The sequence below is a fragment of the Lentihominibacter hominis genome (assembly GCF_014385065.1).
Classification (GTDB): domain Bacteria; phylum Bacillota; class Clostridia; order Peptostreptococcales; family Anaerovoracaceae; genus Lentihominibacter; species Lentihominibacter hominis.
Genome location: NZ_JACRTA010000002.1, coordinates 312,649 through 326,956 on the forward strand (window position 1 = coordinate 312,649; position 14,308 = coordinate 326,956).

At 41.2% G+C, this 14,308-nt stretch carries 9 protein-coding genes and 1 riboswitch; of the genes, 8 read left to right on the plus strand and 1 reads right to left on the minus strand.

Features of this window, described 5'->3' with window-relative positions; all coding sequences use genetic code 11:
- Positions 1–13 precede the first annotated feature (13 nt).
- From rpoC to tuf, 8 genes are all read left to right on the plus strand, one after another.
- Positions 14–3,733 carry a DNA-directed RNA polymerase subunit beta' gene (gene rpoC, locus H8692_RS06745; protein ID WP_177267446.1) on the plus strand — a complete coding sequence of 1,240 codons (3,720 nt, stop codon included), beginning with the start codon at positions 14–16 and terminating at the stop codon, positions 3,731–3,733.
- Between the two features lie 262 nt (positions 3,734–3,995).
- Positions 3,996–5,348 carry an aldehyde dehydrogenase family protein gene (locus H8692_RS06750; RefSeq protein WP_177267445.1) on the plus strand — a complete coding sequence of 451 codons (1,353 nt, stop codon included), beginning with the start codon at positions 3,996–3,998 and terminating at the stop codon, positions 5,346–5,348.
- 149 nt (positions 5,349–5,497) lie between these two features.
- The gene (locus H8692_RS06755; protein WP_177267444.1) at positions 5,498–5,959 is read left to right on the plus strand and encodes a hotdog fold domain-containing protein; all 462 of its coding nucleotides are present in this window, start codon (positions 5,498–5,500) and stop codon (positions 5,957–5,959) included.
- 191 nt (positions 5,960–6,150) lie between these two features.
- Positions 6,151–6,261: riboswitch (FMN riboswitch) on the plus strand.
- A gap of 62 nt (positions 6,262–6,323) precedes the next feature.
- Positions 6,324–7,703 (plus strand): MATE family efflux transporter, encoded by a 1,380-nt coding sequence (locus H8692_RS06760; RefSeq protein ID WP_187525300.1) that lies wholly within the window; start codon positions 6,324–6,326, stop codon positions 7,701–7,703.
- Positions 7,704–7,862: 159 nt separating this feature from the next.
- Entirely contained in the window at positions 7,863–8,276 is a 414-nt protein-coding gene (rpsL, locus tag H8692_RS06765) for a 30S ribosomal protein S12 (protein ID WP_187525301.1), read from the plus strand.
- 207 nt (positions 8,277–8,483) lie between these two features.
- Positions 8,484–8,954: a 30S ribosomal protein S7 gene (rpsG, locus tag H8692_RS06770; protein ID WP_177267441.1), complete on the plus strand. Its 471-nt coding sequence runs from the start codon at positions 8,484–8,486 to the stop codon at positions 8,952–8,954.
- A 48-nt stretch (positions 8,955–9,002) separates the two neighbouring features.
- Positions 9,003–11,069, plus strand: coding sequence for an elongation factor G (gene fusA, locus H8692_RS06775; RefSeq protein WP_177267440.1), 2,067 nt, complete (start codon positions 9,003–9,005; stop codon positions 11,067–11,069).
- Positions 11,070–11,156: 87 nt separating this feature from the next.
- Entirely contained in the window at positions 11,157–12,350 is a 1,194-nt protein-coding gene (gene tuf, locus H8692_RS06780; protein WP_177267439.1) for an elongation factor Tu, read from the plus strand.
- 137 nt (positions 12,351–12,487) lie between these two features.
- On the opposite strand, the gene H8692_RS06785 is transcribed toward tuf, so the two are convergent.
- Positions 12,488–14,242: a hypothetical protein gene (locus H8692_RS06785; protein WP_187525302.1), complete on the minus strand. Its 1,755-nt coding sequence runs from the start codon at positions 14,240–14,242 to the stop codon at positions 12,488–12,490.
- Between the last annotated feature and the right edge of the window lie 66 nt (positions 14,243–14,308).

Genomic DNA, 14,308 nt, shown 5'->3' on the forward strand with positions numbered 1-14,308 from the left:
GGGGAAGTGACCAATGAATGATAACAACAATTATGAATTGAATAATTTTGAGTCTCTGCAGATTGGGCTGGCGTCTACAGAAAAGATAATGGGCTGGTCTCACGGAGAGGTTACAAAACCCGAGACTATAAATTATCGTACTCTTAAACCCGAAAAAGACGGGCTCTTCTGTGAGAAAATATTTGGCCCTACTAAGGACTGGGAGTGTCACTGCGGCAAATACAAGCGAATAAGATATAAAGGTATCGTCTGCGATAAATGCGGAGTAGAGGTTACCAAAGCGAAAGTCAGAAGAGAGAGGATGGGGCATATAAAGCTGGCTTCACCCGTCTCCCATATCTGGTATTTTAAGGGTATTCCTTCCAGAATGGGTCTTGTATTGGATATATCTCCGAGAACTCTTGAAAAAATATTGTATTTTGCAAATTTCATCGTGACTGATCCTGGAAATACCGAATTTGCCTATAAAGAAGTACTTACAGAGAATCAGTACAGAGAGGCTAAAGACAATCCAGATAATAAGTTTAAAGCAGGTATGGGAGCGGAGGCTGTAAGAGAACTTCTTTCTCATATAAACCTTGATGAACTTTCAGAGGATCTGAGAAACAAGCTTGTCAGCGCTACAGGCCAGAAGAAGATAAGGATTGTAAGAAGACTGGAGGTTATTGAAGCTCTCAGACTGTCGGGCAATAGACCTGAATGGATGATACTGGAAGTCATTCCGGTTATTCCGCCGGATCTTAGACCTATGGTTCAACTGGACGGAGGAAGATTCGCAACTTCCGATTTGAATGATCTGTACAGGCGTGTAATAAACAGAAATAACAGGCTTAACAGACTTCTTGAACTTGGTGCACCCGACATCATTGTAAGAAATGAAAAGAGAATGCTTCAGGAAGCTGTTGATGCTCTTATAGATAATGGAAGAAGAGGCAGACCCGTTACGGGTCCGGGATCCAGACCGCTTAAATCTCTTTCGGATATGCTCAAAGGTAAACAGGGAAGATTCAGACAGAATCTGCTGGGCAAGAGAGTAGACTATTCCGGACGATCTGTAATCGTAGTAGGCCCTGAGCTTAAGTTTTACCAGTGTGGCCTCCCTAAGAAGATGGCTCTGGAACTGTTCAAGCCGTTTATTATGAAAAAGTTGGTGGAGAACGGCAATGCTCACAACATTAAGAGTGCCAAACGAATGGTGGAAAAAGTAAGACCTGAGGTTTGGGATGTGCTGGAAGGTGTTATTAAGGAGCATCCTGTAATGCTGAACCGTGCGCCAACTTTGCATAGGCTTGGTATACAGGCGTTTGAGCCTGTATTGGTAGAAGGTAAGGCTATAAAGCTTCATCCGCTTGCATGCACTGCGTTTAATGCTGACTTTGACGGTGACCAGATGGCTGTGCATGTTCCGCTTTCTGTGGAAGCACAGGCAGAAGCGAGATTTCTTATGCTTTCCGTGAATAATATACTTGCTCCTAAAGATGGTTCTCCGATAACGACGCCTACTCAGGATATGATCTTGGGAAGCTATTATCTTACCCATCCTGGGCAGGAAGAAGGCAAAAGAAATTCAGACGCTGAAAAAGGAGATGGCAAAGTATTTACTGATATAGCTGAAATGCTTATGGCTTATCAAACCGGTATGGTGGGACTTCATGCCCGAGTAAAGGTGAGAATGTATGCGGACGAATATGATACGAGAGGTAAACTTGTAGAGTCTACAGTAGGAAGATTCATATTTAATCAGAATATCCCTCAGGATTTAGGGTATGTAGAAGACAGAGAAGCTGATCCGTATTCGCTGGAGATAGATTTCTTGTGCGATAAGAAGAAGCTGGGGCAGATCATCGACAGATGCTACAGAATACATGGAAATACAGAAACAGCTATAATGCTTGATTATATCAAGGACATGGGATTCCATTACTCTACTATAGCAGCTATTACCATCAGTATTTCCGATATGGAGATACCTGAAGAGAAAAAGGTAATTATAGATGAGGCCGAAAAGCTGGTAGACAAGTATGAGATGGCTTACAGAAGAGGTCTTGTCTCTAATAAGGAAAGATATGAAAAGGTTATAGATATCTGGAATAAAACGACAGACGATGTGGCTGATGCACTTATGGAGTCTCTTGATTCTTTAAATAACTTATTTATCATGGCTCATTCAGGAGCAAGAGGAAGTAAGAATCAGATCAGGCAGATCGGCGGTATGCGTGGACTTATGGCTAACGCTACAGGTAAGACCATAGAAATACCTATCAAGGCGAACTTCAGAGAAGGACTTTCGGTTCTGGAATACTTTATTTCTACTAACGGTGCAAGAAAAGGTCTTGCGGATACGGCTCTGCGAACAGCAGACTCAGGTTATTTGACAAGACGGCTTGTAGATGTTTCTCATAACGTAATTGTCAGAGAGGATGACTGCGGAACGGATGAAGGTATAGAAGTAAAAGCCTTTACTGACGGAAAGGAAATCATTGAGAAACTGAAGGACCGTATTATAGGAAGAACTGCTTTGCTGGATATATGTCATCCTGAGACAGGTAGAGTTATTGTTGAGCAAGACTGCGAGATTAGTGAGGACGCTGCTGAAGCGATAGAAGCTGCGGGCATAGAGTCTGTGGCTATAAGATCGGTGATGACCTGCCACAGTAAAACTGGTGTATGCGCTAAGTGTTATGGAAGGAATTTGGCGACCGGAGAAGGCGTCAATATTGGAGAGGCTGTTGGAATAACAGCAGCTCAATCCATTGGAGAGCCGGGTACTCAGCTGACCATGAGAACATTCCATACAGGGGGCGTTGCCGGTTCTGATATCACTCACGGTCTGCCGAGAGTAGAAGAACTTTTTGAGGCCAGAAAACCTAAGGGACTTGCGGTCATCTGCGAAGCAGACGGTACTGTGGTTTCTGTTGATCCGACTATGGATAATAAAACACAGGTCAAAGTGAGAGGCGAAGAAGAAAAGGTATATGAAGTTCCTTATGGAGCAAGGATTTGTGTTGCCGAAGGCGACTATATACTTGCAGGGGACAATATAACAAAAGGACCTTTGGATCCTAAGGACATTTTAAGGCTTAACGGTGTTGAAGGCGTATATCAGTACTTGCTTAAAGAAGTACAGAGAGTGTATAAGCAGCAGGGTGTAGATATCAATGATAAGCATATAGAAGTTATCGTAGGACAGATGCTTTCAAAAATGAAGGTAAATGATGCGGGAGATACAGGGCTTCTTCCTGGAGGACAGTATAGTAAAGTCGAAATAGAAGAGGCTAATGAAGCTGTTATTGCTGATGGAGGGAAACCTGCGGAGGCAGAGAGGCTTCTTCTGGGTATAACAAAGGCATCTTTGGCTACAAATTCATTCCTGTCAGCTGCGTCCTTCCAGGAGACTACAAGAGTTCTGACAGATGCTGCAATAAAAGGAAAGAACGATAAACTTCAAGGGCTTAAAGAAAATGTTATCATCGGTAAACTGATCCCTGCCGGTACAGGTATGAAGAAGTATAGGTCTATAGATTTGGATTACGGTGTAAATACAGCATTGATAGAAGCGTACAGAGCAATGCAGAGAGAAATGGAGATGGAAGAGGAAGAAGATGAGGATATGGAAGATATAGTTCCTGTAATGGGAACTGGGGATGATGCGGCGGCAGCCGAGGAATTCGCATCAGAAATGGAATCTGCTTCGGGAATCTCTGAGACATCAGAAAGTGCTGAATGGGAATAAGTATTAGTTTCTGAGCTTGTCATTTTTCGTTAAATATTAAACTAAATAGTGAGCAAAAACAGACCTCTGAAAGAGCATTTTCAATTTTCAGAGGTTTTTGTTTTGTACAAAAAGTTAAATGTGTACTGATAATGTGCCTTGACAGTAAGTAGACAGAATGCTAAAATATAATCAAATTGAGATAATTTAAAGATCAAAAAAGTAAATAGTTTGATTTTTAGTAATTTCGAGAATAGTAAAATTAAAAAGGAGATTGATAAGTATGACTATTCAAAACCAAATTGACAAAGCGCGTGCAGCGTTTGAACAGATCAAAGATTATACTCAGGAACAGGTGGATAAGCTTGTTTATGAGAGTGCAAAGATCATTTACGAGAATGCAGAACCTTTAGCAAAGATGGCTGTTGAGGAAACAAGACTTGGAAGCTATGAAGACAAGATTGGCAAGAACACTGGAACAGCTGCTGCTTTCTGGGATTATCTCAAGGATAAGAAGTCTGTTGGCATCATCAATGAAGATCCTTCAATCGGTCTTATTGAAGCTGCTCATCCAATCGGTGTTATCGGTGCTATCACTCCGGCAACTAACCCTACAGTTACACCTTTAGGAAACTTCATGCACGCTTTAAAGGGTAAGAATGCAGTTATCATTTCACCTGCTCCACGTGCAGAAAAGACTTCAACTACTACAGTTAACTTAATTCGTGAAGCATTAGCTAAGAACGGTGCTCCTGAAGACCTTATTCAGATTGTTAACGATGTTACTATCGAAAAGTCACAGGAATTAATGGAAAAATGCGACCTCGTACTCGCAACTGGTGGTTCCGGCCTCACTAAGGCTGCTTACTCAAGCGGAACTCCTGCTTACGGTGTAGGACCAGGAAACCCTCCTGTAATCGTAGACAGAGGATATGACCTTAAGGATGCTGCTGAGCAGACAATTGTTGCTGTAGCAAGCGATAACGGAATCCTTTGCGACGGAGACAACTTACTCCTTTACCCACAGGAATTGGAAGCTGATTTCTTTGCAGAACTTAAGAATGCCGGTGCTGTTGTATTTGAAAGCGCTGATGATGTTGCTAAGTTCCGTGAAGCTTTATTCCAGGATGGAAAGATCAACTCAGGTTTAGTTGGTAAGGATACTGACGTAATCGCAGAAGCTGCTGGATTTACTCTTCCAGAAGGAACTAAGGTTATAGGTCTTAAGATAGAAGGCGTTGGTAAAGATGATATCCTCGGCAAGGAAATCATGGGACCTGTAGTAGTATTAAAGAGCTACGACAAGTTTGAAGAAGCCGTTGACATGGCTATCAGAAACATGGAAGAAGATGGCGGTACTGGACATACAGCTGGTATCTTCTCAAATGATGAAGATCATATTCTTTACTTCGGCGAAAAGATTCCTGTAGCTCGTGTACTGGTTAACCAGCCTACACCGGATGCTTGGGGACCTGAAACTAACGCACTGTCACCTGCAGTATCAGAAGGTTGCGGTACATGGGGTAACAATATCTTAGCTGGTAACGTTGACTACATACACATGGTAAACGTTTCTAAGATCGTTAAGAAGTTAGACGTAGAACCGCTTGATCCTGCAAAGATTTTTGCTGACTAATAAAGCCAGTTTGAAATTAATCGGAAAAGGCATTAAAAATTTTGGGACATAAACCAGTTTTGTCCCAAAAGATATGGACAAAACTGCTTTATAGAAAAAACAATTACTCATTTAATATTATTCTGCATAGCAGAAAGAGGAGGAAAATTATGGTTGGTAAGAAAGTAGTTCATCATCTTATGATGAGTGCAAAAGATGCACATTATGTAGGCGGATTAGTAAATGGTGCTAGAATCGTTGACCAGTGGGGAGACGTTGGTACTGAACTGATGGTATATGTTGATGGAGATATCAGCTTATTCTTAGGATACAAAGAAATCGAATTCTTAGCTCCAGTATATGTTGGAGACTTCATGGAATATCATGGCTGGATCGAAAAGGTTGGTAATCAGTCATACACTTGCCAGTTCGAAGCTTGGAAGGTTGCTACTCAGTTAGACAGAACAGATGCAGATCTGTCAAACGTAGCTACTCCTGAAACAGCTGCTACAGCTTGTGAGCCACCAGTACTTTGCGGTAAGGCAACAGGAAGCTTATTCATCGCTAAGAAAGACCAGAGAGGCGCTACTGAGTCTTCATTCAAAGACAGAAAGCACCCAGGCGAGAAATAAGAAAGAATTAAATAATCTTATGAATTAGATTATTCATTACTTTGTTATAAAACGGACAGATTTATTCTGTCCGTTTTTTCATATCGGAAGTATTGTTGTAGGTTATGAAAGAGTCGATTTTGTTTTTGAAACACAGTGAATGTTGACGGAGTGCAAACCTTGTGATATCCTTTATATATCCGTATAAAAGAACCTTTCTTCGGAAATGAGTTTTTACTCTACTGGCGGTACAGCCCGCGAGCAATAAGCTAATTCGGTTTGATTCCGAAGCCAACAGACAGTCTGGATGGGAGAAGAAGGCTTTCAGTTGATTTTCTGAATGCTTTGTTCTTTTTTCTTTGCCTAAAATAAAGGAGAGATTTTTATGAATAACCAAGAAATTACCCAGAACCCTCTTGGAACAGAACCAATAAAAAAACTTATCGTTAAGTATTCTATTCCTACAGCTTTAACTTTGATGGTCAATTATCTGTATAATATAGTTGACCAGATTTTTGTAGGACAGGGAGTGGGAGTAACGGGAATGGCAGCCACAAATGTAGCATTTCCGTTAACTATTATTGCTATGTCAATTGCATTGCTTATTGGAGATGGCTGTGCGGCTAATATAAGTCTTTGTCTGGGAAGAAAAGAATATGAGGATGCTAACCGTACTGTCAGCAATGCTGTAACTTTGTTGATAGGATCCGGAATTTTGATTTTGCTGCTTTCTTTAATTTTTGCTCCCCAGATAGTAAAACTATTTGGATCTACAGATAATGCTTTTGCTGATTCGTTGGTCTATACTAAAACTATTGCGTGGGGACTCCCGTTTCTTATGATAAGTGCGGCTTTGACTGCTATTATACGTGCAGACGGCAACCCTAAGTATACGATGAAATGTATGATAATAGGTACTGTGATAAACCTTGTTCTTGACCCGGTTTTCATTTTCGGATTTAAGATGGGGGTTTTTGGAGCAGGTGTAGCTACTGTTATAGGCCAGGCAGCAGCAGGAATACTTTGTCTGTTGTATCTTAGAAAACTTAAAACAGTTCGTATATGTAAAGCTCATCTGAAACTTTCCGTAAATATAACCGGAAGAATATTAGCTTTAGGATTTCCAAGTCTTCTGACTCAAATTATGACTGCGGTAGTGCAGATAACAATGAATAATCTTATGACCATTTATGGTGCCGTGAGTGTATATGGAAGTGATATGGCTTTGTCAGTCTATGGCATGATGATGAAGGTCTATCAGATAGCGCATGCTATGTTCGTAGGAGTTTCTTCTGCTACACAGCCTATAAACGGTTTTAATTTTGGCGCTAAGAATTATGGAAGAGTCAGACAGACTTACAAAACGGCTGTTACCATAGCAGTGGTAGTTTCTCTCGTTTGGTTCGCTGTATATCAACTTTTGGGAAGACAAATAGGAATGCTGTTTGTATCCGGAGATTCTATGTATGCTGATTGCTCGCAGCATATTTTTAGAATATTTATGATGGCGTTCTTTGTGTATGGCGTTCATATGGTCACAGCATCATTTTTTCAGGGAATTGGAAAGCCTGCAAAATCCCTGCTTATTCCATTGTCCAGACAGGCGATCTTTCTCATTCCTCTTTCAATAATACTATCAAGTAAGTTTGGTCTTGACGGCGCTCTTGCTGCTGCACCCATAGCAGATATACTGGTGTTTATTCTGGCGATATCTTTAGTTGTGGGAGAGTTTAGAGGATGGAAGAAGAAACAGTGGATACAATAGAGCGTAGAACTTTCTGATAATATATTCATATTCGTCTTAGAAATCAGTTTTTAATTGATGTTGACATAATGATAAATACCGTGGTAAAATAAATGTTAGCTTTGGGCTTTATTGTTCAAAGCTAACGTATTTTTATTATATCAAGAAAGGAGAAAAAGGATGCCTACAATTAACCAATTAGTACGTCAAGGCAGAACCAGCAGCGAGAAGAAGTCAACTGCTCCGGCTCTGAATAAGGGTATGAACTCTATAAAAAGAGTTGCTACAGATGTTAATTCGCCGCAGAAAAGAGGCGTATGCACTTCTGTAAAGACTGTTACCCCTAAGAAGCCTAACTCAGCTTTGAGAAAAGTTGCGAGAGTTCGTCTTACTAACGGTATTGAAGTAACAGCTTATATTCCGGGGATAGGTCATAATCTTCAGGAGCATAGTGTTGTACTCATCAGGGGCGGAAGAGTTAAAGACCTTCCTGGTGTAAGATATCACATCGTTAGAGGAACTTTAGACACCGCAGGTGTAGCGGACAGAAAGCAGGCCAGATCCAAGTACGGAGCTAAGAAGCCTAAGAAGTAGTAATCGGTAAATTTAAGTGCCCTTGATATAGATGACACTAAATCGGAGATTCAGGCAATCATTGCGGTAAAATCAGAGATTTAGGCAATTCATAAGGGCACCACGGAAACGACAGGCGGAGTAAGGCGAGCGGTATAGGCTGCCTGAAGGAAAACCGTGTGCCGCTTTCGAGTACCGACTTTAAAATTCAATAAGGAGGGAAGAGACGTGCCAAGAAAAGGAAACGTACCAAAGCGAGAAGTACTTCCTGATCCGGTATACGGAAGCCTCGTAGTTACGAAGCTTATCAACAGTATTATGCTGGACGGAAAGAAAGGTGTTGCACAGAAAATCGTTTATGATGCTTTCGAAAAAGTGAAGAATGAAACTGGCGAAGAACCTTTGGAAGTATTTGAAAAAGCTATGAATAACATTATGCCGGTTCTTGAAGTAAAAGCCAGACGTGTAGGTGGTGCAAACTACCAGGTCCCAATCGAAGTTAGGGCTGAGAGACGTCAGACTCTGGGACTCAGATGGCTTACTAAGTATACAAGATTAAGAGGCGAAAAAACAATGTCAGACAGGCTGGCAAAGGAACTTATAGATGCTGCAAACAATACTGGAGCATCAGTTAAGAAGAAGGAAGATACTCATAAGATGGCAGAAGCCAATAAGGCATTTGCACATTACCGTTGGTAATCTTATGGATAAATTGACAGTTTTATACAGAGCAGAAAGGAGGATAATATGTCAAAACGAAGTTTTCCGTTAGAGAAGACAAGAAATATAGGCATCATGGCGCATATAGATGCCGGAAAAACTACTACCACGGAAAGAATACTGTTTTATACAGGAAGAACGCATAAGCTTGGTGAAACTCACGAAGGCGCAGCAACTATGGACTGGATGGAACAGGAGCAGGAACGTGGTATTACAATTACCTCTGCTGCTACTACAGCCCAATGGAAAGACACTAGAATTAATATCATAGATACTCCGGGACACGTGGACTTTACAGTTGAGGTAGAACGTTCGCTGAGAGTTTTAGACGGAGCTGTTACCGTACTTTGTGCAAAGGGTGGTGTTGAGCCACAGTCGGAGACTGTCTGGAGACAGGCAGAAAAGTATGGTGTTCCGAGAATGATATTTGTAAATAAGATGGATATCCTGGGAGCTGATTTCTTCAGAGTCGTAAATATGGTGAAGGATAGATTGAAGGCCAATGCAGTGCCAATCCAGTTGCCAATAGGAAAAGAAGACTCTTTTGTTGGAATCATCGACTTGGTAGAGATGAAAGCAGAGATATATAAAGATGACCTGGGCAAGGAATTCGAAAAAACCGATATTCCCGAAGACCTTATGGATATGGCAAACGAATGGAGAGAAGCATTGATCGAATCCGTTGCCGAACTCGATGAGGAGCTTATGATGAAATTCCTGGAAGGTGAGGAAATCACCCAGGATGAGATTAAAAAGGTCATCAGAACAGCTACTATCGCAGGTGAAATGATCCCTATGACATGTGGCTCAGCATATAGAAATAAAGGTGTGCAGATGATGCTGGATGCAGTTCTCGATTATATGCCTTCACCGGTAGATATTCCTCCTATTAAGGGAGTTGTGCCGGGTACAGAGGATGAAGAAGAGAGACCTGCCGATGATAATGGTCCATTCTCAGCCTTAGCATTTAAGATCATGGCTGATCCGTTTGTAGGAAAGCTGGCGTTTTTCAGAGTTTATTCAGGAACGCTTGAATCAGGATCTTATGTGTATAATTCCACAAAGGGAAAGAAGGAGAGAGTAGGAAGAATACTCCAGATGCACGCTAATAAGAGAGAGGATATCGATATGGTATACTCAGGTGATATCGCTGCGGCGGTAGGACTTAAAGTGACCACTACAGGTGATACTCTCTGTGATGAAAAACATGAAATCATATTAGAGTCAATGGAATTTCCTGATCCGGTAATTGAGATCGCTATCGAGCCAAAAACAAAAGCTGGACAAGAAAAAATGGGAATCGCCCTTGCCAAGCTGGCAGAGGAAGACCCTACTTTTAAAACTTATACAAACGAAGATACTGGACAGACTATAATTGCAGGTATGGGAGAACTCCATCTGGAGATTATAGTGGACAGACTTTTAAGAGAATTCAAAGTTGAAGCAAACGTTGGTAAACCACAAGTTTCATACAAAGAGACTATTACCGCTGCAGCAGATGTGGATCACAAGTATGCTAAACAGTCAGGTGGTCGTGGTCAGTACGGTCATGTTAAGATTAAGCTTTACCCTAGAGAGCCTGGAGAAGGTTTTGAATTCAAGAACTCTATCGTAGGAGGAGCTATTCCTAAGGAATATATTCCTAAGATTGAGGAAGGAATTAAGGAAGCTATGCAGACAGGTCCTGTAGCAGGATATCAGGTAGTAGATGTAGGTGTTGAACTGTACGATGGTTCATATCATGAAGTCGACTCCTCAGAAATGGCATTTAAGATAGCTGCTTCGATGGCATTCAGAGAGGCTGCAAAGAAAGCTAAGCCTGTACTGCTTGAACCTATATTCAAGGTTGAGGTAACAGTTCCTGAAGAATATATGGGAGATGTTATCGGAGATATAAGTTCAAGAAGAGGACGAATAGAAGGCTCTGATATGAATAATGGTGCAGTAGCAGTAAGAGGATATGTACCTCTTTCGGAAATGTTCGGATATGCTACAGATCTGCGTTCCAAAACGCAGGGCAGAGGTGTATATGTAATGCAGTTCGACCACTTTGAGAAATTACCGGACAGCTTAATTGAATCTATTAATAAGTAACCCTTTCTCATATAATGCCGGAATTGCCGGAGGGGAAAAAACTTGGGATCCGAGAGAAGGATCTGAATAGAGAGGAGAAATAAGAAAATGGCAAAACAGAAATTTGAAAGAAACAAACCGCATATCAATATCGGAACGATCGGTCACGTAGACCATGGTAAGACGACGCTCACAGCGGCAATCACAACAGTACTTCACCAGAGATACGGACTGGGATCAGACGTAGCATTCGATCAGATCGACAAAGCGCCTGAAGAAAAAGAAAGAGGAATCACAATCGCAACAGCTCACGTAGAGTATGAGACGCCAAATAGACACTACGCGCACGTAGACTGCCCGGGACATGCTGACTATGTAAAGAACATGATCACAGGAGCAGCCCAGATGGACGGAGCGATCCTGGTAGTGGCAGCAACAGACGGCCCAATGCCGCAGACAAGAGAGCACATTCTGCTTTCAAGACAGGTAGGAGTACCATACATCATAGTATTCTTAAACAAGTGCGATATGGTGGATGATGAAGAGCTTCTTGATCTGGTAGAGATGGAAGTAAGAGAACTGCTCGACCAGTATGAATTTCCTGGAGACGACACACCAATAGTAAGAGGATCAGCGCTGATGGCGTTGGAAGATCCTGCAGGTCCATGGGGAGATAAGATAGTAGAGCTGTTCGAAGAGATTGACGCATATATACCTGAACCGGAAAGAGATAATGATAAGCCGTTCATCATGCCGGTAGAGGACGTATTCTCCATCACAGGAAGAGGAACAGTAGCGACAGGAAGAGTAGAGAGAGGAAGCCTTACAGTAGGAGCGGAAGTAGAGATCATAGGACTTACAGAAGAGAAGAGGAAGGTAGTAGTAACTGGAATCGAGATGTTCAGAAAGCTGTTAGATCAGGCTGAGACAGGAGATAACATCGGAGCTCTTTTAAGAGGAGTACAGAGAGATGAGATCGAAAGAGGACAGGTACTGGCGCAGCCGGGAACAATTCATCCGCATACAAAGTTCAAGGGAGAAGTATACGTACTGAAGAAGGAAGAGGGCGGAAGACATACACCGTTCTTTAACGGATACAGACCGCAGTTTTACTTCAGAACAACAGACGTAACAGGAGATCTTCAGTTACCGGAAGGAACAGAGATGTGTATGCCTGGAGACAACATCACAATGACTATCGAACTTATAACACCGATAGCAATTGAAGAAGGACTGAGATTCGCTATAAGAGAAGGCGGAAGGACAGTAGGATCCGGAGTAGTAACAGAGATCATAGAATAAGGGTAACACCTATAGGAAACGAGCCTTACTTAAGGCTCGTTTTTATTTGTGTCTTAAACTGTGCTGATTTTATTATCGATAGAATAATAAAAACCCTATTGCAATGAAATTGGCTATAGGGTTTTTATTTATATATACTAATTTTTAAATATTATACTGTCGCTTCCAAGAACTTCATTTGTACTTCTGTCATAGAGCTTGAATGTAAGTTTTCCTTCTTTGCCGAATAATGGTATAGGATACTGAAAACGAGCTGTTATATTTGATCCGTCTTTCCAGGTGGAATCCAGATTATATATTTGGCTTGATCCACTTGGCCATGTGATTTCATAATAAAGCATAATTTGTTCAGAGGGTTCTCCTCCGCTTAGTGTAGCGTGAAAAAATACTGTATCTTTTCTGCTGACAGTATCCATATCAGTAGAATAATCAGTTTCAGAAGTATTGGCGACGATTTTTACATGCCATGCATAATAATTGTCGTATATTTCCTGTATACCTGAATATTTGATTGACATAAGATCTGACATATATTCTTCAACTTTTGCTGTTCTGTCTTTCTGGTACGTTTTTACATAATTGAATTTGGCAAGATTTATTTTTTCCTGGATCTCGTCATTATCTTTTAGATCTGCGGCCACATAATATGTACTTAAAGCTTTTTCGTATTCCCCGTTTTCCATATGGAGGTCACCGATACCGCAATAACACTGCCAAATTTTATCGTGAAGTGATTCGTCATCTTTCAAATCTATGGCGATATTATAGGTGTCTATTGCTTTATCATAATCCTTTGACTGAAAGTATTGGTCGCCCATGCTGATATAACATTGCCAGATTAATTCTTCGCAATTTTTGTAATCTCCCAGAGATTTGTATTTTGAAATTGCCTTTTCATATTTACCGTCGGCTTGGAGCTGCTGAGCTTCCTGATACTGCATAGCAGGAGCAGCCATATAATGATATATGGCTGTACCACATCCTCCTATCAGAACAAGACATGCTATGATAGCGATAATTAGTTTTGCTCTGAAATTCAGCCTGTACTGTTTTTTCTGCGGCGGAGAAATGTGTTTGGGGGCCGGAAGGGCAGCTACAGCTTTTTGGTTGGGTTCATTGGAATCTTTAGGTTGAGATATTTCTTCGTTGGATTTTTCTCTGTATTCGTCATTGTTTTGAGACTCCATATCAGAGGATATTGGTGAGGTATCATCGGATATGATATTTTCATCGGGATTTTCTTTAAGAGTTTCGCTTTCGGGAAATTGGGACTCCGGAGTATCATGTACGTCAGACGGATTTTCGGAGGACTCTATAGGAATGACTTTGAGACTATCATCTCCCGATTCTTCACGTTTTTTTCTTCTGTTTTCTTTAGCTGCCAGTTGCTGTTCTTCTTTATCTATTTTTTCTTTCGCGGCTTTGTTTAGTTTTTTGTTAAGTTTTCCGGGAGTGCCGGCAGGTTTATGCAAAATAAAAAGAGATCTGAGAAGATCACGTTCCAGACCGCAGCTTTTGCAGCGGTCGCCTTTATTTATATGGCCACAGCTACATGACCAGTAATCTCCGAATTCCTCGAACCAGTATTTTGGTTTTGTGGGCGCTGAAGCAAATTGTTCTATGATATCTTCATATATATCGTCATCCGGAGTAAGTGGACGAGGCTCATATACTTGTGTTACTTTTTCTTCTGTTGCTTTGTTTTCTATATCCGAAAGAGTTTTCAAGTCTATGGCTTTTCGTGTTTCCCTGCATTCGTCATTGGAATCGCTTGAATTTTCGGCTGGATCTTTCTGATCGTTATTGCCGTCTGAAGCTAAAGAGGTGATATCTGACATGAGAGTTCTTGTATCAAATTCTTTTTCGTGTTTCCATCCTTTGATCTTTTTCAACGTTTTATGCTCCCTGATTTATTAAAACACTTTCTGAGTAATATGATGTACAGAATTACCGATGTC